At 73.8% G+C, this 20,492-nt stretch carries 19 protein-coding genes and 1 pseudogene; 10 read left to right on the top strand and 10 right to left on the bottom strand.

Annotation, left to right across the window (positions count from 1 at the left end; genetic code table 11):
• Positions 1-72: 72 nt before the first annotated feature.
• Both BX286_RS01865 and BX286_RS01860 read right to left on the bottom strand, forming a co-directional pair.
• Positions 73-1,974, bottom strand: coding sequence for a M1 family aminopeptidase (locus tag BX286_RS01865; protein ID WP_121014398.1), 1,902 nt, complete (start codon positions 1,972-1,974; stop codon positions 73-75).
• A gap of 455 nt (positions 1,975-2,429) precedes the next feature.
• Complete coding sequence (locus tag BX286_RS01860; RefSeq protein WP_121014397.1) at positions 2,430-3,110, bottom strand: hypothetical protein; 681 nt, start codon at positions 3,108-3,110, stop codon at positions 2,430-2,432.
• A gap of 113 nt (positions 3,111-3,223) precedes the next feature.
• Here BX286_RS01860 and BX286_RS01855 point away from each other — a divergent pair.
• Positions 3,224-3,760, top strand: a pseudogene (locus BX286_RS01855) (2-phosphosulfolactate phosphatase); the annotation flags it as partial.
• Here the strand turns inward: BX286_RS01855 and BX286_RS01850 are convergent.
• On the bottom strand, positions 3,744-5,042 hold the full coding sequence (locus BX286_RS01850; protein WP_121014395.1) for a M48 family metallopeptidase: 1,299 nt from the start codon (positions 5,040-5,042) through the stop codon (positions 3,744-3,746). The pseudogene BX286_RS01855 and the gene BX286_RS01850 overlap by 17 nt on opposite strands.
• Before the next feature lie 184 nt (positions 5,043-5,226).
• On the opposite strand from BX286_RS01850, the gene BX286_RS01845 reads away from it, so the two are divergent.
• Both BX286_RS01845 and BX286_RS01840 read left to right on the top strand, forming a co-directional pair.
• Entirely contained in the window at positions 5,227-6,105 is an 879-nt protein-coding gene (locus tag BX286_RS01845) for an AraC family transcriptional regulator (RefSeq protein WP_121014394.1), read from the top strand.
• Positions 6,106-6,248: 143 nt separating this feature from the next.
• Positions 6,249-7,109, top strand: coding sequence for an MOSC domain-containing protein (locus tag BX286_RS01840; protein ID WP_261993302.1), 861 nt, complete (start codon positions 6,249-6,251; stop codon positions 7,107-7,109).
• Between the two features lie 22 nt (positions 7,110-7,131).
• On the opposite strand, the gene BX286_RS01835 is transcribed toward BX286_RS01840, so the two are convergent.
• Both BX286_RS01835 and BX286_RS01830 read right to left on the bottom strand, forming a co-directional pair.
• Entirely contained in the window at positions 7,132-7,350 is a 219-nt protein-coding gene (locus BX286_RS01835) for a ferredoxin (protein ID WP_261993301.1), read from the bottom strand.
• A 5-nt stretch (positions 7,351-7,355) separates the two neighbouring features.
• On the bottom strand, positions 7,356-8,549 hold the full coding sequence (locus BX286_RS01830; RefSeq protein WP_121014393.1) for a cytochrome P450: 1,194 nt from the start codon (positions 8,547-8,549) through the stop codon (positions 7,356-7,358).
• A gap of 112 nt (positions 8,550-8,661) precedes the next feature.
• On the opposite strand from BX286_RS01830, the gene BX286_RS01825 reads away from it, so the two are divergent.
• The 4 genes from BX286_RS01825 to BX286_RS36335 all read left to right on the top strand — a co-directional run bounded on the left by BX286_RS01825 (position 8,662) and on the right by BX286_RS36335 (position 11,704).
• Entirely contained in the window at positions 8,662-9,306 is a 645-nt protein-coding gene (locus BX286_RS01825; RefSeq protein ID WP_100862127.1) for a TetR/AcrR family transcriptional regulator, read from the top strand.
• A 35-nt stretch (positions 9,307-9,341) separates the two neighbouring features.
• Entirely contained in the window at positions 9,342-10,280 is a 939-nt protein-coding gene (gene bla, locus BX286_RS01820) for a class A beta-lactamase (RefSeq protein ID WP_237293218.1), read from the top strand.
• Between the two features lie 480 nt (positions 10,281-10,760).
• Entirely contained in the window at positions 10,761-11,135 is a 375-nt protein-coding gene (locus tag BX286_RS01810) for a VOC family protein (protein WP_079431244.1), read from the top strand.
• A 122-nt stretch (positions 11,136-11,257) separates the two neighbouring features.
• A complete protein-coding gene (locus BX286_RS36335; RefSeq protein WP_187344061.1) occupies positions 11,258-11,704 on the top strand; it encodes a hypothetical protein in 447 nt (148 codons plus the stop codon).
• 82 nt (positions 11,705-11,786) lie between these two features.
• Here the strand turns inward: BX286_RS36335 and BX286_RS01805 are convergent, their stop codons facing one another.
• Positions 11,787-12,902 carry an NAD(P)/FAD-dependent oxidoreductase gene (locus BX286_RS01805; protein ID WP_121014392.1) on the bottom strand — a complete coding sequence of 372 codons (1,116 nt, stop codon included), beginning with the start codon at positions 12,900-12,902 and terminating at the stop codon, positions 11,787-11,789.
• A 250-nt stretch (positions 12,903-13,152) separates the two neighbouring features.
• Here BX286_RS01805 and BX286_RS01795 point away from each other — a divergent pair, with 250 nt between their 5' ends.
• Positions 13,153-14,226 carry a GNAT family N-acetyltransferase gene (locus BX286_RS01795; protein ID WP_079431246.1) on the top strand — a complete coding sequence of 358 codons (1,074 nt, stop codon included), beginning with the start codon at positions 13,153-13,155 and terminating at the stop codon, positions 14,224-14,226.
• Between the two features lie 143 nt (positions 14,227-14,369).
• Here BX286_RS01795 and BX286_RS01790 read toward each other — a convergent pair whose 3' ends face one another.
• The 4 genes from BX286_RS01790 to BX286_RS01775 all read right to left on the bottom strand — a co-directional run bounded on the left by BX286_RS01790 (position 14,370) and on the right by BX286_RS01775 (position 19,576).
• Positions 14,370-15,764 carry an oxygenase MpaB family protein gene (locus BX286_RS01790; RefSeq protein ID WP_121014391.1) on the bottom strand — a complete coding sequence of 465 codons (1,395 nt, stop codon included), beginning with the start codon at positions 15,762-15,764 and terminating at the stop codon, positions 14,370-14,372.
• A 179-nt stretch (positions 15,765-15,943) separates the two neighbouring features.
• A complete protein-coding gene (locus BX286_RS01785) occupies positions 15,944-17,137 on the bottom strand; it encodes a Gfo/Idh/MocA family protein (protein WP_121014390.1) in 1,194 nt (397 codons plus the stop codon).
• Between the two features lie 75 nt (positions 17,138-17,212).
• Entirely contained in the window at positions 17,213-18,793 is a 1,581-nt protein-coding gene (locus BX286_RS01780; RefSeq protein ID WP_121017484.1) for a metallophosphoesterase family protein, read from the bottom strand.
• A gap of 210 nt (positions 18,794-19,003) precedes the next feature.
• The gene (locus tag BX286_RS01775; protein WP_121014389.1) at positions 19,004-19,576 is read right to left on the bottom strand and encodes a dihydrofolate reductase family protein; all 573 of its coding nucleotides are present in this window, start codon (positions 19,574-19,576) and stop codon (positions 19,004-19,006) included.
• 275 nt (positions 19,577-19,851) lie between these two features.
• On the opposite strand from BX286_RS01775, the gene BX286_RS37300 reads away from it, so the two are divergent.
• Both BX286_RS37300 and BX286_RS37295 read left to right on the top strand, forming a co-directional pair.
• Complete coding sequence (locus tag BX286_RS37300) at positions 19,852-20,160, top strand: NAD(P)H-dependent oxidoreductase (protein WP_237293219.1); 309 nt, start codon at positions 19,852-19,854, stop codon at positions 20,158-20,160.
• Positions 20,154-20,381, top strand: coding sequence for a hypothetical protein (locus BX286_RS37295; RefSeq protein WP_261993300.1), 228 nt, complete (start codon positions 20,154-20,156; stop codon positions 20,379-20,381). The genes BX286_RS37300 and BX286_RS37295 overlap by 7 nt, the downstream gene beginning before the upstream one ends.
• Positions 20,382-20,492 lie beyond the last annotated feature (111 nt).

The following is a 20,492-nucleotide window of genomic DNA, read 5'->3' as shown; positions in this document are numbered from 1 at the left end:
GGCCCTGACCGCCGGACCGGCACCGGTCCCGCCCGGGGGGCCTGCCCCCGGGCGGGACCGTGCCCGTCGGTGTCAGCCCTCGATGCGGTGCTGGGTCCAGAACGAGGTCAGGTCTGTGGGCGACACCGCCTGGGCGGCCGCCTTGAACTCGGCCGTAGTGGAGACGCCGTACCAGTGCGAGGCGGCGTAGTCCTTCAGCAGCTTGGCCATCACGCTGTCGCCGAGCTGGCGCCGCAGGTCGTGCAGGGCGCACTTGCCGTAGCCGTACACGACGGTCGAGTACCGCGACGAGTGCGCGTCCCAGTAGGCCATCGAGTTGGTGATCTTCTCGGCCGAGGACGCCCACGAGACGCTGTTCCAGCAGCTCGTGCCCGTCTTGCCCTGCGCCAGGTCGGTGGCGTAGTCGGTGAACGCCTCGTCCAGCCAGGGGCTCGCGTACTCGTCGTCACCGACGATGCCGTAGAACCACTGGTGCCCGATCTCGTGGGTCAGCGCCGTGGTGCTCACCAGGTCGAGGACGAAGCCGGGGTACTCCATGCCCCCGAACCAGTAGTTGTTGTCGATGACCGCGTCCAGCTCGCCGTACGGGTACGCGCCGAACCGCGCGGCGTGCGCGTCGACGGCGCTTTTCGCGGTGCTCAGCATCGACTGGGCGTCGCTCGCGCTGATCCCGGACACGGAGTAGATGTTGATCGGCGTGCCCGCGGCCGAGGTCCCCGAGATCTTGCTGAACGGTCCGGCGCCCCAGGCGAAGTCGCGCACCTTGGAGGCGGTCGCCTTGGTGACCGTACGTCCGCTCGTGCCGGGGGTGTCGGCCGAGGTGCCGGTGGCCGGTACCAGCAGGCTGCTCGGGTGGTCGAGCGTCACGTTGAAGTCGGAGGCCAGGGAGTAGAAGGACTCGCCGTTGTTGGTGTACGGGTCCAGGTGCCAGCCCGCGCCGTCCCGGACCGCGAGCACCGGCAGGGCGTTTCCGATGTTGCTGAACGCCCCGTCGTGGCCGAACCGGTCCGCGCCGCTGGGCACGGTGATCGACAGGTCGAAGCCGATCGTGGCGCTCTGGCCCTGGGTGAGCGGGGCCGGCAGGTCGATCTTCAGGGCGGTGCAGGCGACCGAGAGCGCGCCGGCGGTGCCGCCCGTGACATTGCCGACGGCGATCGGCATGGCCTGGCAGGTGCCGTGGTAGTTGTCCCAGAGCCTCAGGTACACCTCGCTCAGCGGGGTGGCGGAGGCGTTGGTGAACGAGGCGGTCTCATGGCCGGTCCACACGAAGCCGCTCGTGTCGCTGCTGAGGTTCACGGTGTACGAGGGAGCGGCCGGGGTCCGGGTGGAGTCCGTCGGCGGGACCGTGCCGCCGGAGGTGTCGAGGGCCACGTCGTCGACGACGAAGCTGGTCTGGAGGCTGGAGTCCTCCGAGCCGGCGAACGCGACCGTCACGGTCTGCCCGGCGAAGGCGGAGACGTCGAAGGACTTCTGTACGTACCCGGTGTTCTTGTCGAGGTTCGAGTACGTCGCGAGCGTCGTGCTGCCGATCTTCGCGGTCAGGGTGTCGTACTTGACCGACGTGGTCCGCTCGGCGGTGTCGACGTGCAGCCAGAAGGTCAGGGTGGCGGTGCTGCATCCCGCCGGGACGGTGACGCTCTGGGAGAGGGTGTCGGTGTGCGTCGTGCCGACACCGTTCAGCCAGGCGAAGTAGCCTCCGGAGTGGGCGCTCTGCCCCGTGCGGTTGGTGATCAGCCCGGTCTGTGACTGGCTCCAGGGCGAAGTGCCGCTCTCGAAGCCGCCGTTGGCGACCACCTGGGCCGGGGTGCAGGCGTCGGCCCGGGACGCGGGGCCGGCGTGCACGGCGGCGGCCTGTGACGCGGTGTCGCGCGCCGGCGCGGCGGCGGCCGGCGCGGCGGGGAGCAGCGCGGCCGCGGCCAGCGCGGCGACGGTGCTCACGGTGGCGGCGAAGGCCTTGTGGGGGGTGGCTCTCACACTCAACTCCTTCTCGGCGGCCGGGATCCCGGCCGGCTCGGTGGTCGCCCCGCCCCGGCCGGGTGAGCCGGCGGACGACCGCGGGGGGCGGCCCGCTCGCGCGGGCGCCGTGGGTGAGACGCGCCGGGCCCCGGTTCGGGGGACGGCGCTACGCAGCCTCGCAGTGTTGACCGGAACATGCCATCCAGTAACAGGTAAAGCGTTCCTCCCCGTCAGACCAGGACCCGCACCGCCCGCTCCGGCCGGCCATGACCGGAGGCTACGGGGACCTGGCTGCCGCCGGCGGCAGATTCTTCGGTCCGCAGCCCGGTGGGCCCGCGACCGGCCCGGGATGGCCTACCGGTTGCCCCGGCGCGATCTCCGCCGAGTGGTTCGCTGCCGAACCCGCAGGATGTGGTCAGGCCCGCCCCCCACCGGTGCGAGAACGGCCGGACGCCACCCGCGGGCGCGGTTCCTCAGCCGCACGTGGACACCGGGCAGAGGCCGACCCCGGTGATGCCGGGCAGCCGGGCGATCCACGCCCTCAGCTGCTCCCGCTCCGGTGCCGAGAGGTGCTCCGGGAAGCGGACGTCGAGGTAGGAGCCCTCGTCGGATTCCGTGCCCGTCACGCCGGTCGCTCCGAGCGGCGCCAGGCGCTGCTCGATGTCCCCCAGGTTCCGGTAGTTCCCGCGCTCGGTGACGGCGCGGTAGGTGTGGGGCTCGGCCAGTGCGGGAGCGATGTAGAAGTGCCAGGCGAAGGCGGCGTAGCCGGCGAGGGCGGCCGCGGCGATCGCCGCCCCCAGGCCGCCGGTCACCTTGGCGGTGACGGGGCGTTGGCGCGGGTCCGCGAGCGCGGCGCACAGGAGCACCAGCGCCGAGGGCCAGTACACGAACATCCCGAACATGACGGCCAGCACCCCCCACGCGAGCAGTCCGAGCCCCGCGGCCACGCAGGTGACGACGAAGTGCTGGGGCGCTCGGAGTGCCGGCAGGGGGAGCGCCGCGACGAGGCAGGTCACCACGAACAGGCCGCCGATCCCGGACGAGACCCCCCAGACCGTGACGGGCGCGGCGATGACCGCCGCGGCCACGGCCAAGGCCTGCTGGAGCCTGTGAGCGGCGGTCACCGCGACGGCCTGGCTCTCGCCGACGTCCATGATCTCCCCCTATTGATTTGAACGCATTCAACTGAACGCGTTCAATCTAGCGGGCCCGGCGGGCCGGGGGAAGTGGCCCTGCGGTTCTGCACCCGGCGCCCGGCGCAGGCGGAGGCGCGCCCGCACCGGGATTCGACGCGGTCAACTCGCCCGGCTTCCTCCGGTCAACGGACCTCGGCGGACGTACCGTCGTGCAGAAGACCGCCGCAGGGACCGTCGGCGCCCTCGCGGTCATGGACGCGCCGCTTATCCTGTGCGCCGGATTCGTGGTCGCGGAGGCGACGGCTCAGGTCCTGCGGGGATGCGGGAGCCCGAGCGTCACGTTCGTGGTCACGGGCGACGACGGCCGGGCCGATGAGGATCTGGCGTGCGCTCAGTACATCGCCGGGCGGGCCGCGGGGGTCGATGTGCCCGCGGACGAGTTCCTGCGGCGCGCCGCCGGGGCGCGCGCCGCCGCCGATCTGGCGGAGGGCGTGCGGCAGGGGTTCCGAGGGGTCCATCGCGATGACGTGGCCCTCTGCCTGGAGGCCGACCGGTTCCCCTTCGCCATGGTGGCGCAGCTGGAGGGCACGCTCATGGTCCTGCGTGCGCGCGCGGTGCCTGCGGACGGCGAGGAGTCAGGCACCCGCCGCGCTACCGCACCGTGCTGACGACCTGCCGGGCCACCGTCGCACGGGCCGGGGCGAGCTCCGCGGCGACCGCCGTGGACCGTTCCTCACCGAAGTCGACCCGGGCCGGCCGGGGCTCGCTCCGGGCCAGGCACTGCAGGCGCAGGTGGGTGGGCGGGTGGGTGTCGTCCACGCCGTGCCCGCGCCGTGCGGACGCCCGGAGCAGCCGCTCGTACTCGTGGGCCGGGATGGACGACACGTGTGCGGCGACCCGCTCCCACAGCCCCCGCTCGGCCGCCTCCCGCGCCTTGCGCCCGGCCGCCCCGCCCGTCATCTGGGCGGCCACCGACTCCCGGCGCAGCAGCGTGTGGACGGAGCCGGCGACGAGGAGCCGTTCCATCAGCGCCACCGCGCCGCCGGTCGAACCCGCCCGTGCCGCGTTCAGGTCGGCCTCGTACTCCGCGCGCTGGGCAGCGCGCAGTGTCAGGTGATCGAGCAGTACCAGCAGCCCGTACACCGCGCAGCGGGGCAGGAACGCCAGGATGTTGAACAGCGTGTCCCATACGGTGTGCGCGCGGCTGGGGGCCAGCGTGTCCAACCACAGGTCCAGGGAGCGCAGCGCCTGGTGGGTGAGCAGCCCGTGCCGGACGTCGCCGCCTGCGAAGTGGCCGAGCTCGTGGCCCAGCAGGGCGACCCGTTCCGGCGGTGCGAGGACCTCCCACAGCCCGAGCCCCAGGAACAGCACGCGGCGCCGGCGCCATCCGCAGGCCGTCACCGAGGCGTTGACGTCGCCGCCGACCACCACGGCGTGCACTCCCGTGGTGCCGGTGACGGCGGCCACGTCGTCGATCAGCTCGAACAGCCGGGGCGCGTCGGCCCGGTACAGCACGGGCCCGTCCTGCGGGATCCGGTGCATCCGGGGCCGGAGGACGAACGCCACCACGAGCAGCACCGCCCCGGCGATCGGCTGGACCACGGTCGCCCACCCGAGCACGACCAGCAGCATCCCGGCCACCGCCAGGACCAGCGTGACCCCGTGCACCAGCAGGGCGAGCCCGAGGGCGAGCAGCGCGGCGGCGTCGCGCCGCGGCCGCTCCGCCCCTCCGCCGGTCATGGCGGCCGCGAGCTCCTCGCCGTGCCGCCGTGCCAGGCGGCGCCGGACCGCGGCGAGCCGCCCGGGCTCCGAGTCCGGGGGAGCGGGGTCCACGTTCCAGTCGCAGTCCGCGCACCAGCGGGGGAACCGCTCGTCGGTGGCCACGAGCGTGTGCCCGCAGTCGGGACACAGCTGTCCCTCGGCAGGCCGGGCGGCCAGATCGTGCTCCATGTCTCCCTCCCCCCACGGCCTCCCCGGCCGCGCGGCTACGGCAGGGTAGCCGACCGGGACCGGCAGCCCGGACCCCGCAGGAGCGGCGGAGCGGGCAGGACCCGACCGGAGCGGGCACAGGTTGTCGGGTGCGGCAGGCTTGGGTCTTCCTAACGTGGTGATCGAAAGGGAAGGAGGCCGGGGTTTGCTGGAGCGGTTGAACCAGGCCATGGAGTACATCGAGGCGCATCTCGACCAGCGCATCGAGGTGTCGGAACTGGCCCGGATCACGGTCACGTCGGAGTACCACTTCCGGCGGCTGTTCTCGTCACTGGCGGGGATGCCGCTGTCGGAGTACGTCCGGCGCCGGCGGCTCACCGTCGCGGGGGCCGAGGTCCTGGCGGGGGAGCCGACCCTGCTGGAGATCGCGGTCCGCTACGGCTACACCTCAGGCGAGGCCTTCGCCCGGGCGTTCCGTGCCGTGCACGGCGTCGGGCCCGGCGAGGCCAGGCGTACCGGCGCCGCTCTCAGCTCACAGCCCCGGCTGTCCTTCCGCCTCACCATCGAAGGGAACAGCACCATGCGATACCGCATCGTGGAGAAGGAAGCATTTCGGGTCGTCGGCAAGAAGGCCCGCGTCCCGCTGATCTACCGGGGCGTCAACCCGCACATCGCCGAGCACATCCAGAGCATCCCGGCGCAGACGATGCTGCGGATCGCCGGCCTCTCGGACCAGGACCCGGAGGGCGTGGTCTCGGCGACGGTGCGCCTGTCGGACGGCTTCGAGGAAGGCAGCGAACTCGACTACTACCACTGCGTGGTCACCGCCGCGGCTCCCGAAGCGCTGCCCGAGGACCTCGACGTCCTGGACTGCCCGGCGGGCACCTGGGCCGTGTTCGACAACAGCGGGCCGTTCCCGCAGGCACTGCAGCAGATGTGGGCCGACGTGGCCGCACAGTGGATCCCCTCCAACCCGTACGAGTACCGTCCGGGCCCGGAGCTCCTCCGCACCCGCCAGAACCGGGACGAGCCGACGCATTCCGATGCGCAGCTGTGGATCCCGGTGACCCGCACCGGGGTCTGAGCAGGTCACCGGGCGACGTTCCGGCCGAGGCGCCCGGCCCCGGAACGGGTGGCACCCCGGAACGGGTGGCACCCCGGAGCGGGCCGGGCGGCCGACCCCGCCGATCTTGCCGAGACGGCCGGGAGTGATCGGATAATCGGTCCATGTCCATGGGAACTGTGGCGGCGTTGCGCCGGTATCCGGTCAAGTCCATGCTCGGCGAGGCGCTGGCCAGCGCCCGGATCACGGAGGAAGGGATGGCCGGCGACCGGACGTTCGCCGTGCTGGACGAGGCCGGCGCGGTCGCCAGTGCGAAGCACCCGCGCAAGTGGGGCGCCCTGCTGGGCTGCCGGAGCACGTCGGCCGGTCCGGGAGTGGCCCGGGTGGAGCTGCCCGGCGGCGCGGTGCTGCCGGCCGGGGACGCGGAGCTGGACGCACGGCTGTCGTCCCTGCTGGGCCGCCGGGTGACCCTGTCGGGCCAGCCGCCGGAACAAGGGCTGCTCGAACGCGCGGTGCCCGACTACGAGGGCGGGCTCCCCGAAGTCCTGCGGCCGCGTGCGTCCGTGGACCCGACCGGGGAAACGATCACCGCGGGACGGGTCGCCGCCGGAACCTTCTTCGACTTCGGCCGGGTCCACCTCGTCACCACCAACAGCCTGCGCAGCCTCCGGCGGACCCACCCGGCGGGGGACTTCGACGCCCTGCGCTTCCGGCCCAACCTGGTGGTCGACCTCCCGGGCGGGCCGGGGTTCCCCGAGGACTCCTGGCAGGGCGGCACGCTCCGGATCGGCCCGGCCCTGTTCCGGGTCGTCGTGCCCACGCCGCGCTGCGTGGTCCCCAACCTGGGCCACGGCGAACTGCCGCCCGACGCGGGCATCATGCGTGCCGTGGCCCGCGAGCACCGCGTGCCGGTGCTCGACCTGGGCCGGCTGTCCTGCGTCGGCGTGTACCTGGAGGTGCTGGAGCCGGGGACCGTCCGTACCGGCGACGCGGTGGCCGTCCATCCCGCCCCGGCGACGCAGTGATCGCTCCCCGACCGGCGCAGGGTCAGCCGGGCCTGGGGGCGATCACGGCCGTGCCGTCGTGCACCGTGATGGCCTGCGCCGGGCACATGTCGGCGGCCTCCAGGACCCGCTCCTGCGCGGCGACCCGCTCCGCGCGCGGCCGGGCGCGGTCGTCCTCCAGCGCGAACACCTCGGGCGCCGTCCCCGCGCAGATGCCCGACCCCAGGCACAGCCCGGCGTCGACGTGTACGGTCCACGTCACGTCGTTCACCACCCGATCGGCATGACGCGCGGCCCGCGCACCAGCATCTCGGTCTTCCACGTGACGTCCCCCATGAGCTTCAGCCCGGGGAAGCGCACCAGCAGCGCCCCCAGGGCCTCCTGGAGTTCCATGCGGGCCAGCGGAGCACCCAGGCAGTGGTGCACCCCGTGGCCGAAGCCGAGGTGCTGGTTGGCCGGGCGGCGGATGTCGAGGACCCCGGGGGCGGTGAAGCGCAGCGCGTCACGGTTGGCCGCGCCGGTCGCGACGAGCAGTGGCTCCCCGGCCCTGACCAGGGTGCCGCCGACCTCGACGTCCTCGGTGGCGTAGCGGGCCTGGCCCGCCCCGCTGCCCAGGGGGACGAACCGCAGCAGCTCCTCCACCGCCTGGGCGATCAGGCCGGGGTCGCGGCGCAGCAGCGCGAGCTGGTCCGGGTGGTCGAGGAGGGTGAGCACGAAGTTGGGGATCTGGGAGGCCGTGGTCTCGTGCCCGGCCACCAGGACCGCCACGCACAGGTCGACCAGCTCCAGTTCGGAGAGACGGTCGCCGTCCGCGTCCCGGGCCTCGATGAGCGCCGTCATCAGGTCGTCCTGCGGGTCCCGGCGGTGCAGCTCGATCAGCCCCGCCATATAGGTGCGCAGCTCCTCCTGGTTGGCCTCGAACTCCTCGGCCGTGAGGGAGCTGGTCGACAGCGCCGCGTCGCTCCACACCCGGAACCGCGGCCGGTCCCCGACCGGTACGCCCAGCAGACGGCAGATCACGGCCACCGGGACGGGCAGTGCGAACCGGTCGACGAGGTCGGCCGGCGGGCCCGCCGCCTCGAGCTCGTCGAGCAGGCCCGCGGTCAGCGCGCGCACCTGGGGGCGCAGCTTCTCGACCTGCCGGACGGTGAAGGCCTTGGCCACCAGGGACCGCAGCCGGGTGTGGTCGGGCGGGTCCATGCCCAGGATGCCGCTGTCGGTACGGCCCTCGGCCTGCCGGGGCTCGTCGTGCGCGGCCGCCGCCGCCCGGCTGAACCGCGCGTCCCCGAGCACGAGGCGGGCGTCCGCGTAGCGGGTGACCAGCCACGCGGTCTCCCCGTACGGCATCTGCACGCGTAACAGGCCGGGCCGGTCGCGGACGCGCTCGTACTCCTCGGCGAGCAGCAGTCCCTCGGCGGTGTTGAAGGGATAGGCGACGGGGGTGGTGCCACTGGTCGTCACTTCGGCCTCCCTGAGGTGTAAGCAGCTGCTTACAACCTAGGACCGGCCATCCGGCCGGTCAACGACGCTTTGTGGCCGTTATCCTGACGGACCTTCCGAGAGGACCGACAGCGTGGACGAATCCCCCCGAGCGCAGCCCGCGGAGCGCCCCCGCAACGCCGCCGCCACCCGGCTGCGGCTGCTCGAAGCCGCCGGCGAGCTGTTCGCCGAGCGCGGCTACGAGCGCACCACGGTCAGGGCGATAGCCGAGCGGGCCGGCGCCAACCAGGCGCTCCTCTTCCGCTACTTCGGGTCCAAACACGGCCTGCTGACCGAGGTCGTGGCCCGGGGGAGCCTGGAGCAACTGCACGCGACCGCGCCGGAGGACCTCTTCGAGACCGCCCTGCGTTCGATGCTCACGCGCAGCGCCCCGGGAGCCGACCGCTCCCTGGAGGTGTACCTGCGGTCCGTCGGCCGGGGGGACGAGGCGACGGGGACGCTGCGCGAGCTGGGCGGGGAGTACCAGAAGGTGCTCGCCGGCCTCGCCCCCGGTCAGGACGGCGCCCTGCGCGCCGATCTGGCCATGGCCTGGCTGCTGGGCATTGGCCTGATGCGGACGGTCGCCGCCCGCGAACCCCTCGCCAGCGCCGACCCGGAGACGGTGTGCCGGCTCGTGCTCGCCACCCTGGACCGCTTCTGGACCCTGCCGCCGGACGACGACGGGGCCGAACCCGGTGCAACCGGGACGGAACCACCGCATGCGCCCGGTGCGTCATGATCGACAAGGTTTCCCGAAGGAAGAGGTCCCTGCCCATGCGCCCTGCCCGCCGTACCGTGCTCACCGCCCTCGCCGCCGGAGCCGGAGCCGTCCTCGCCGGCGCCGCCCCCGCCTCCGCGGCCCCGGTACCGATACCCCTGCCGGCCGGGTCCCGGGTGGCCGAGGCCCTGAAGCGGCTCGAACGCGAGCACGGTGCCCGGCTCGGGGTGTACGCCCTGGACACCGGCACCGGACGGGCCGTCACGCACCGGGCGGACGAGCTCTTCCCCATGTGCTCGCTGTTCAAGACCCTCGCCGCCGCGGCGGTCCTGCGCGACCTCGACCACGACGGCTCGGTCCTCGCCCGCCGCATCCACTACACCCTGGACGACGTGGAGCGGTCCGGAATCTCCGAGTGGACCAAGCGGCCGGAGAACCTCGCCAACGGCCTGACGATCGGCGAGCTGTGCGAGGTGAGCATCACCTACAGCGACAACACGGCGGCCAACCTGCTGCTGCGCGAACTCGGCGGCCCGTCCGCCGTCACCCGCTTCGCCCGCTCCCTCGGCGACCGGGTGACGCGCCTGGACCGGTGGGAGCCCGAACTGAACAGCGCCGAACCGGAGCGCGTCACCGACACCACCACCCCCCGGGCCATCGGCCGCACCTACGCCCGGCTGGTCCTGGGCGACGCGCTCGCCCGCCCGGACCGCGAGCTGCTGACGCGGTGGCTGTGCGCGAACACCACCAGCAGCGAGCGGTTCCGCAAGGGGCTGCCCGCCGGGTGGCGACTGGGCGACAAGACGGGCGGCGGCTCCCACGGCACCAACAACGACGTCGGCATCGCCTGGCGCCCGGCCGGTGCCCCCCTGGTCCTCGCGGTACTGACGACCAAGCCCGCGCAGGACGCGGACGCCGACAACGCACTGGTGGCCCGGACGGCCGCCCTCCTGGCCGAGGCCTTCGGCGGCCCGCACGGCAGCGCGGACCGCTGACACCGGCCGCCCGGGACACCCGGCCGGGCGCTACGCGCCCGCGCCGGACCGCCGGGCGCGGTTGACGGCCGCGAGGACGGCGTGGACCGACGCCGAGAGGCCCTCATCCGCGCGGCCCTGGAAGGCCGCCGAGGGCCGCCGCCGGGAACACGGCGGAGTTCGTCGACGCGGACATCGCCCTGCACGCGGCCGTCGTGGCGGCGGCCGCCAACCCCGTCCTGACGAGCCTGTCCACCGAGTTCGTGCCGGCCCTGCGCCAGGGCCTGGCCGACCTCGTCGACCGCGGGGGACCAGCCGCTCCACGCGGCGCCGTCCGCCCGGGCGTGCACACGGATCTCGACGGGACGTGGTCCTCCCGCCCGGGTTTCGCCCGGACGGCCGCATGCGTCCGCCCGCCGCGACGCATGCCGGTCGTGGCCGCGGGTACGGCTGATTCCGTACGGGGCATGATGGCCGTGACCCAGGAACGGGGTGTCGTAGGTGATTCGAAAGCTGCAGGCGGTCGCGCTGGACTGTGCCGATCCGGTACGCCTGGCGGAGTTCTACGCGGCGCTGCTCGGCGGCCGGGTGGTCGCCGACCCGGACGATCCGGACTGGTTCGAGGTGCACGGGTTCGAGGGCACGCCCCTGGCCTGCCAGCGCGTGGACGGCTACCGGCCGCCCGCGTGGCCCGGCCAGGAGCGCCCGCAGCAACTGCACCTCGACTTCGACGTCGACGACCTCGAAGGGGAAGAGAGCCGGGCGCTCGCCCTGGGCGCGACCGTGCTGGAACGGACCGACCAGCTGCGCCCGGACGCCAACTGGCGCGTGTACGCGGACCCTGCGGGCCATCCGTTCTGCCTCTGCCTCCACTGAGCCCGCCGCGGGCGACGGGCAGGGGCGCGCGTGCGGCCTCGGCGCGCCCGGACCGCACGCCTTCCCGCGCCCCCCGGGCCCGTGTTCGACTGTGCCCCCTCCGACCAGCAGGGGAGCCAGTCATGGACAAGTCCGCCACCGGACACCGCTGCGCCCGCCACACCGGCAGCCGACTCCTCGCGGCCGCGGCCGGCGCCACCGCGGCCCTCGCCCTCTCGCTCGCCACGGCGCCCCAGGCGGCGGCCTCGGCGGGCGGCTGCACCGCCTCCACCGGCCCCGGCTACGTCTGCGTCAACGTGGACGGATCGGGCCTGCGCGTCAACAAGGGCAACGTCGTGCGCACCAAGCCCGACGGCATCTGCAACTACCGGGCCGCCCTGGTCGCCAAGTACCCCGGCAAGCCCGACACCTATTACTGGGGGAGCTACCACAACGGCTGCGTCTACGGCCGGGCCTACGTGAACGTGACGGTCCAGTGGACGTTCGCCGACGGCGTCCGGATCTGCGGCTACTTCTACGAGGGCGGCAGCTTGCAGCCGGGCCAGCCCTGCGTCACCGTACGGCGCTGAGGCACGTGGTCCCGCTCGCCGGATCGTGTCACGGCCGCGCCGGGAACGGGAACCTCCCGCTCCCGGCCCGCCGCGGCCCGTTTCACGCGCGCTTCTCGGTGGCGGCGTGGATCAGCGCGAGCACCGGGTCGTGGCCGGCGGCGTCCCAGGAGGTGGCGGCCTCGCTGCTCCGGTGGAACATGGCCTGCTCGTACGCGGTGAGCGCGGCCTCGGTGTCGTCTGGGTGCGCGGCGAGGGCTCGGCCGAGTTCGGCGCCGTCGAGCAGCGCGAGGTTGGCGCCCTCGCCGTTCGGGGCCGAGAGGTGCGCGGCATCGCCGAGCAGGGTCACCCCGGGCACCCGGTCCCAGCGCAGCCCGGCCGGCAGCGCGTGGAGGGGGCGCAGGAGCGGCGCGGTGTCACTGTCGGTGATGAGCGCCGTGAGTTCGGGCGCCCACCCGGCGAACTCCCGCGCGATCCGGGCGGTCGCACCGGCGGCATCGGTGAAGTCGACGGCGGCGAACCACTCCTGCGGCTCCGTCAGCCCCACGTAGGCGTGCAGGGTTCCCCCGCTCTCCCGGTGCGCGAAGATCTCCCTGCCGTCCCGCTCGGGGACGATCATCGACCCGCCGCCGACCGCCTTCGCGGCGGCGGGGTGGCGGGTGTCCGCGTCGAAGAGGTAGGTCTCGACGACCGAGGTGCCGGTGTAACGGGGTGCGGCAGGGGTGAGCAGCGGCCGTATCCGCGACCACGCGCCGTCGGCGCCGACCAGCAGGCCGGTGACGAGGCGGTGGCCGTCGGCGAACGCCACCTCGTGGCGGCCCCCGCCGAGGGAGCGGGCCTCGTGGACCTTGGACCCCCACCGGACGGTGCCGGCCGGGAGGGAGTCGAGCAGGACCTGCCGCAACGCCCCGCGCTGCACCTCGGGCCGCCCGCCGGTGCCGTCGTCGGGCTGGTCGAGCAGGACGGTGCCTTCCGGGTCGAGGACCCGCATCGCCTGGTGGCCTTCGAGGACGATGGCGTGGAACTCGTCCATGAGACCGGCGGCCTCCAGGGCGAGCTGCCCGTTGTAGTCGTGGATGTCGAGCAGTCCGCCCTGGGGGCGCGCGGACGCGGAGGGCTCGGCCTCGAAGACCGTGACGGGGATGCCGTGGAGGTACAGGACGCGGGCGAGGGCGAGGCCGCCGAGTCCGGCGCCGATGACCGTGACGGGTGTGTGCACGATGACTCCTTGGGAGAGGGGCCCCTGCTGGAGGGGCCGGCCGTCTCCCGTAAAGGTGTCGTGCGCCGCCGACGGGCCGCCGACGAGCCGCCGACAGCGGACCGACGGCTCCGACAGCGGACCGACACGGCGGCTCCGTGGGCGTGAGGTCGGGGAAATCCCGGATCCGCCGGCCCCGGCGGAACAGGCCGGCCGACGTCGCGCGGATATCCAGTGGCTCCGGCGCAGGCGGTGACCCTAGGGTCCAGCCATGACGATCATGACCCCCCACGCAGTCGACCGGTCCGTATCCCTCACCGCGGAGGCACTCCGGAAGGTGGCCCATCTCGACTGGTCCGCCCCCGCCGCCGGGCTGGAATGGAGCTGTTACGACACCGCCGTCCACATAGGCAGCGACTTCGCCGCGTACGCGGCCCAGCTCACCGGGCGCGCGGCCGGCGCGTACGTCCCGTTCGAGATCAGCGCGGACCCGGGCACCACCCCCGAGGGGCTGATCGAGATCATCGAGGCCACGGGAGGCCTGCTGTCCGCCGCCGTGGCCGTGGCCCGCCCCGGGGACCGCGCCTGGCACCCGTACGGGATGGCCGGCGGGGACGGCTTCGCCGCCATGGGCGTCGTGGAGACCCTGCTGCACACCCACGACATCCTGGGCGCCCTGGGCACGCACGACTGGGAGCCCGATTCCGGCCTGTGCGAGCAGGTCCTCGACCGGCTCTTCCCGCAGGCGCCGCGCACCGCCGGCACCCCGTGGCAGGTCCTGCTGTGGGTGACCGGCCGGGCCGCTCTCGGCGACCTGCCCCGCCGCACCGTCTGGCGCTGGTACTCCGACCCCGTCGAAGCGGAGCGTGTCGTCCTCTGCGACGTCTCCCCGCAGGTCGCCGCCGATCTCCACGCGGGCGGCACGGGCGGCTTCGCCTGGGCGGCCGACGGCCCCGGCGAGGGCACCCGGGTCGCCTCCGGGATGGTGGGCCAGGCCAGGGAGCAGGGGACGTACCGGCCGGGGTGGGGCCCGTACGTCATCGTCCGGAAGGACGACCGGCGCGCGATCGGCGGCATCGGCTTCCACGGTGCCCCCGACGCCGACGGGAACGCCGAGATCGGCTACGACCTCGTGCCGTCGGCCCGCGGCAACGGCTACGTCACCGAGGCGCTGCGCGCCCTCGCCGGCTGGGCCTTCGGACAGCCCGGCCTGACCACGCTGCACGCCTCCGTCGACGCGGACAACGCCCCGTCCCACGGCGTGGTCGCCCGGGCGGGCTTCGAGCGGACCGGTTCCACCGACGACGGCTGCGTGCGCTACGCCCTGCCCGCGCCCCGGGGCTGACCCGCGCCGACGGCGCCGGCCGCCCCCCGTGGAAGCAGTACCCACGGAGGGAACGTGCCGGGGCCACGGCGGCGAGGGCCATGCAGGCAAGGCCCACCGGTGGCGGCTCCGTCACCACCGGGGCACGGAGCCGCCCCCGGGCTTCAGGCCCGGCCGAGCAGTCCCGTCCCGGCGGTGCTGTCGGTCCGGGCGGTGAAGAACGCGCAGAACGCGGCCACGAACTCCGCCTCCTCGACCCGGCCGTCCCCGTCGGCGTCCAGTTCCCGGAAGCCCTCGTTGAGTTCGGCCGGGTGCACCCGCGGCCCCCCGAACAGCAGCCGGTACTCGTCCGCCCCCAGGCAGCCGCTGCCGTCGGCGTCGGCGGCCCGGAACAGCGCCCGCACCGCCGGCACGAGGCCCTCCTCCAGGTACGCCGGGTCCCGGTCCACCCCGGCCAGCATCGCGGAGACGAACTCCCCGCAGTCCACGCCCCCGTCACCGTCGGAGTCGGCCGCCTCCCGGAGCTGCCGCCACCAGTCCTCGAACGCGGCGTACACCTCGTCCTCCCGCTCGGCGGGCAGTTCGAGCCGCCAGCACAGGGTGTGCACCATGGCCTGGAGGTCCGCGGAGTCGACCCGGCCGTTGCCGGTCTGGTCCAGCACCTGGCGGAAGAACGCCCGCAGCCGGGCCGGCCGCGCGTCCCCGCCGCTCCGGGCCCGCGGCACCGCGACGCGCACGGGCGCGGGGGCGCCACTCACCGACCGGCGGCGGTAGCGCACCCGGTCGGGGGCCAGGTGCATGGCGTGGCGCAGCCCGTGGTGCAGCGTCCAGGACAGCGCGGCGCCGGCGGGCCCGCGCGAGGTCCCGAACCTCTCGTGCCAGGCCGGCGGCAGATCGCTGACCGTGAGGGCGGCCACGGCCCGGGCGATCACCACGCGCAACAGGGGCCAGGCGGGTGCCAGCCGCCCCAGCCGACGCGGGACGGGGGCCTCACGGAGCACCCCGTGGAGCATGTGCCGCACCTCGGGGCCGTTCTCCAGGACCTCCCGCACGGTACGTTCGACGTACGCCGGGACCTCGGCGGCGCTCGCCGGAAGCACCTCCCGGGGAATCCCGAGGGCGGCACACACGTCCAGGAACTCCGCGTACAGCACGTCGAGTTCGGCGGGCGACAGGGGATCCCCGGACAGCTCGCGCATGGCCGTCATGGACTCGTACAGCGTCACCATCACCCAGCCGCGGACCTCGGGGTCCTCCGCGCTGTACGTCCGGCCGGCCGCGTCCGTCCCCCGGATGCGCCGGTGCGTCCGCTGGAGGCGGGCCACCTCCAGATGCCGCTCCTCGGGCCCGGCGAAGAACAGCCGGCTGCCGCTCTCCATGGTGTGCTCGATCCGCCGCCAGGGGTGGGCGCGGTAGGTCGAGTACCGGTCCATGCCCGCGGCGACGACGGGATGGGCGATCTGCAGCACGAGCAGCCGCCAGGCCACGAGCCCGATGCGGCGCTCGCCGAGGGTCCGCTTCAGGAGGGTCTCGGCGGCGGGTAAGGCCAGAGGGGGCACAGAAGTTTCCTTTCGGCACAGGAACGACGACACCCCCTACAACGCCCGCGTCCCCTGTTCGGCCCACCCGGGCCCCGCCCTCCACTCTGACGTGCGTTCCCCCGAACGCCCGCCCGCCCCGTTTCCGGCCGGCCGGGGCGGAGACGAAGGCGCCCAGCGGCACGGCACGGCACGGCACCTCACCCGGCCGGCCTGCGCTGCCCGTTCTCGAAATAGGCGGCCAGCACCGGATCGAGCGGCGGGACCCTGCGCGGGGTCCCGCCGTCCCGCAGCGACCGCGTGGCCCCGTACCCCGCGGCCACGGCCATCCGGGCGGCGACGGGGGAGGTGTCCGTGCGCCCGCCCTCGCGGACGAAGCGCAGGAACTCGTCGATCAGCAGCGGGTCGGCCCCGCCGTGCCCGCCGCCCGCCGGGCCCGCGGGCACGGGATGGCGGGCGTCCGGCTCGGCCCGGTAGGAGGACCGCCGGGCGTTCCAGACCCGGACCTCGCCGCCCGGGCCGTCCCCGAAGTTCTCCAGCCGGCCCGCGTCCCCGATGACGGTGTAATTGCGCCAGTAGTCGGGGGTGAAGTGGCACTGCTGGTAGGCGGCGAGGACGCCGTTGCCCAGGCGCAGGTTCATCAGCGACACGTCCTCGACGTCGATCACCGGGTTGAGGTCCCGCTGGGTGCCCGGCGGCCAGTGCCCCTCCTCGGTGTCCCAGTCGGCCGTCTTGGGCTCGCCCGCCGCCCGGCGGTGCGGGACCGCGCCGTAGACCATCAGGTCGCCCAGGGCCTGAACGTCCTCGGTGTAGGAGCCGGCCAGCCAGTGCAGGACGTCCAGGTCGTGGGCGGCCTTCTGCAGCAGCAGCCCGTGGGTGAAACGGCGTTCGGCGTGCCAGTCCTTGAAGTACCAGTCGCCGCCGTAGCCCACGAAATGCCGGATCCACACCGTCTTCACGGCGCCGACAGCGCCCCGCCCGATCAGCTCCCGCATCAGGCGGACCACCGGCATGTGGCGCATGTTGTGCCCGACGTACAGGCGGGTGCCGGTCTCGTACGCCGTGCGCAGCACCTCGTCGCAGCGCTCCACGCTGATGTCCAGCGGCTTCTCCACGAAGACCGGCCGGCCGGCCCGCAGGGCGCGGACCGCCAGTTCGGCGTGGGTGTGGTCCGGGGTGAGGACCAGGACGGCGTCGATCCCGGGCTGCCCGATCACCTCCCGCGGATCCGCGTGGATCCGCGCGCCGGGGAACGCCTCGGCGGCCCCGGCGCGGGCCCGCGGGTCGGGATCGGCGACCGCGGCCACCACGGCGCCCCGGCCCGGACGGTGCGCCGTCCGGGCCAGGGCCCCGCGCAGGCCGTATCCGAGGACCCCGAGCCTGATGTCCGCCACGCCGCCCCGCCCCCTCTGCTCCAGGACGCAGGTCTACCACCCGGGCGCCCCGGGCGACAGAGCGCCGCGGCCGGCTCAGCGGCCGGGACCGCGCTGGATCTCGAAGTGGTCGATCCGCCGGCCGGTCTCCGCCAGCGCGCTCACCTTCAGCTTCGGGAAGCGCCCCGTCTCCACCTCCACCGCGAGGAAGGAGTAGTCGGTGTACCGCACCCGCGACCACTCCACCGTCTCCGACGCCTTCGTCGCGCCCTTGACCCAGCGGTAGGTGTCCACGCTGTCGCGGTCGGCGACGTGCCCCTCGTAGGAGTCGGGGACCGGGAAGCTGTACAGCGAGCGTCCGGCCGCGCCGGCGGTCACGTACACGATGCCGTCCCGCGTCGGGTCCGTGCGCTCACCGATCGCCACCTTGCGCCCGACCTTGTTCCCCTTGATGGCGTCGGTCCGCTCGTACACGTGGTTGTGGCCGTTGATGACCAGGTCCACCTGGTGCTTTTCGAACAGCGGCACCCACACGTCCCGCACCCCGCCGTCGGAGGCGTGCGAGCTCGTCGTGGAGAACGCGCAGTGGTGGAAGAAGACCACGATGAAGTCCACGTCGCGGTGGTGCCGCAGCTCGCCCAGGCGCCGGTCGAGCCAGGCGGTCTGCCGGCCGCCGCTGATGCCGAAGTTGGCGGGGATCTCGTAGGAGACGTCGTTCGCGTCGAGCGCGATCACCCCGACGTTGCCGTGCACGAACGAGTACACGCCGGGCTGGTTCACCGGGTCGGGGCCGTTGTCCGGCAGCGACCAGCGGGCCTTCTGGCCGCCGTAGCCCTGGGGCGAGTACCAGGCCTCCATGTCGTGGTTGCCGGTGGTCACCATCCACGGCACGGTCTTGGCGACCGTCTCGGTCTGCGCGAGGAACTGGTCCCAGGTGCGGGCGTCGTAGGTGTCACCGGGGCCGCCCGAGCCGGAGGAGTCGGCATAGCAGATGTCCCCCGCGTGCAGGTGGAAGGCGGGGTTCTGGGCGAGCAGCACCGCGTCGTTGCCCAGCGCGTGGTAGCTGACGCCCTGGTCGCCGAAGGCGGTGAAGGTGAAGCCCTCGGGGCGGGCCGGAGCCGTGGTGAAGGTGCCCAGCGTGCCCAGGTTGCGGTGGTCGGCCGGGTCGAAGCCGTCGTGCCCCACCCCGTAGTAGTAGGTCTGGCCCGGCCGCAGCCGGTCCAGGGCCGCGTGCAGGTAGAACTGCTCCGCCGCCGCGATCTTGCCGCCGTTCAGGACCGGGGTGGTCAGGTGCCGCACCTCGGCGTCGATCTTCACGCCGAGCGCCATGGGGCTGGTGCCCACCCGCACGTACGGCTTGCGCACCGCGAACGGGACCTGCCAGGAGACCCGCATCTGCGTCTTCGGGTCGGCCCCGAACTGCAGGTGCCGGCCGAACGGCGCGGCCAGCGAGCCGTCGACCCCGCGCCGCTCCCCGGAGGAGAGCAGGGCCGGGGCGGCGGCGTACGCGGGCGAGGCCGCGCCCGCGCCCAGGCCCAGCCCCGCCACGGCCGCCGTCACCGCGCCGGCGCGCAGCGCGCCGCGCCGGGTGAACCGCGCACGCAGGTACTCGTGCTGCTCGGCCATGCTCATGCGGGCGGCGAGCTTCTGAGGGATCCCGAAATCGGGTACGTCCAGTTCCATGGGGGCGAACTTCCTCTCCCGAGGCGACGGGCAACACACCACCGGGTGAACGGCAGTGAGACGAACCCTCATGAGAATCCACGGAATTCCCCCTCACGTGTAATGGCACGGAAAGGGTCCGGCCAGGTCACCGCCCCGGGTGCCGCGGCCGCCGCGATGCCCCAGCCCGCCACGAGCGAGGCCCGGTGGCGGGGCTGCGCGGCCTCAGCGCAGGACGTCGAAGACCTGCTTCTGCAGGCCGTTGGCGTAGGCCTCGTGTTCCACCAGCTTCAGCTTCTGGGCGTCCTTGTCCGTGGTGCTGAAGAGCCGCTTGCCCGCCCCGAGGAGGAGCGGGAAGACGAGCAGGTGGTAGCGGTCGATCAGGCCGGCGTCCGACAGGGCCTGGTTCAGGGTGGCGCTGCCGTGGACGATGACCGGACCGCCGTCCGTCTCCTTCAGCGCGGCGACCTCCTCCAGGGAGCGCAGGATCGTCGTCTCGCCCCAGTTCGCCACCAGGTCCTCCTCGGCGAGGGTGGTGGAGACGACGTACTTCGGCAGCACCTTGTAGTCGGCGAAGTCGGCCATGTCGGGCCACACGGGGCTGAACGCCTCGTAGCTGGTCCGGCCCATCAGCATCGCGGTGGCCTCCTTCTGCTCCGCGCCCTTGATGGCGAACGCCTCGGGAAGGAACTCGACGTCCTTGAAGGTCCATCCGGCGTTGCGGTAGCCGGGCTCGCCGCCCGGGGCCTCGACGACGCCGTCGAGGGAGATGAAAGCGGTGCTGATCAGAGTGCGCATCTGCGGTCCTCGGTGTCTCGTACGACGGTTGTCAACCGGATCCGGCTCGTGCGCTGTCGCCCGCCTCGCGGGCGACGCGCACCAGCCATGATCCATGACTGCCGTTCACGCGAGAACTCATCGGTCGGGCGTCCGTCCCGGTGCGGCGGTCTCGGCGCGCTTCGACGGGGACCGGCCGCGTTTGCGCCGCCCGCCCCAACGCGCCGGGCTTCCCGCCGGGCCGGAGACAATGACGGGGCAGGGGATCCGAATTCGAGTCGGTCATCGGGGGACGGATGCACATCGGGGTACTGCGCCTGCGCGGAGCCGAGGTGTCGGCGTACGACCTCTACGCCGAGGGGTTCGCGCCGCTGCTGTCGGCCGACGAGACGGGGACGGTCGAGGAGGCCGCGAGCCCGCAGGACGCGCAGGTCGCGCAGGTCGCGCTGCACCGGACACAGGTGGCGACGCTCGACGCCCTGGCGTTCGTCCACCCGAACTGGTGGGGCATGCCGCCCGCCGTGCTGACCGCGTGGCCTACAAGCCGGGAACCGCGCAGGGGGAGCCCGCCGGGCTCCTCAAGGCGGGCAGGGCCCTGGTGCTGAACACCTCCGACACCCCCGCGGCGCGGGAGGAGGGCGAGTTCGGCGACCCCCTGGACCGGATCTGGTCGGCGTGCGTCCTGCCGTACGTCGGGATCCGCGACGTACGCCGGGTGGTGTTCCGCACCGTCGGGGACTCGACCGCCGAAGAACGCGCCTCCTGGCTGGACCGGGCCCGCCGGGAGGCTGCCGCGCTCCTGGGCCCGGCGGACGCCGGCACGTGAGGTAACTCACCTTTGCGTTTGCTGCCGTGAATGCCGGGCAGGGGGGCCGCTGGAGCGGAACCCCGCCCTCCGGCCGGTCGGCCGGAGCGGGGCGCACGCGGGCCGATCCCG

This window comes from Streptomyces sp. 3211.6 (assembly GCF_003634815.1).
Lineage (GTDB): Bacteria > Actinomycetota > Actinomycetes > Streptomycetales > Streptomycetaceae > Streptomyces > Streptomyces katrae_A.
This window is presented reverse-complemented; position numbering and strand designations above follow the sequence as displayed.

What these genes read in the sequence shown, in the direction of transcription:
- BX286_RS01850 (WP_121014395.1), bottom strand. Translation starts at nt 5,042, where the DNA reads ATGGAGCACGATCTGGCCGCCCGGCCTGCCGAGGGACAGCTGTGTCCC.
- BX286_RS37300 (WP_237293219.1), top strand. Translation starts at nt 19,852, where the DNA reads ATGCACATCGGGGTACTGCGCCTGCGCGGAGCCGAGGTGTCGGCGTAC.
- BX286_RS01860 (WP_121014397.1), bottom strand. Translation starts at nt 3,110, where the DNA reads ATGGACGTCGGCGAGAGCCAGGCCGTCGCGGTGACCGCCGCTCACAGG.
- BX286_RS01840 (WP_261993302.1), top strand. Translation starts at nt 6,249, where the DNA reads ATGTCCATGGGAACTGTGGCGGCGTTGCGCCGGTATCCGGTCAAGTCC.
- BX286_RS36335 (WP_187344061.1), top strand. Translation starts at nt 11,258, where the DNA reads ATGGACAAGTCCGCCACCGGACACCGCTGCGCCCGCCACACCGGCAGC.
- bla (WP_237293218.1), top strand. Translation starts at nt 9,342, where the DNA reads ATGCGCCCTGCCCGCCGTACCGTGCTCACCGCCCTCGCCGCCGGAGCC.
- BX286_RS01775 (WP_121014389.1), bottom strand. Translation starts at nt 19,576, where the DNA reads ATGCGCACTCTGATCAGCACCGCTTTCATCTCCCTCGACGGCGTCGTC.
- BX286_RS01795 (WP_079431246.1), top strand. Translation starts at nt 13,153, where the DNA reads ATGACGATCATGACCCCCCACGCAGTCGACCGGTCCGTATCCCTCACC.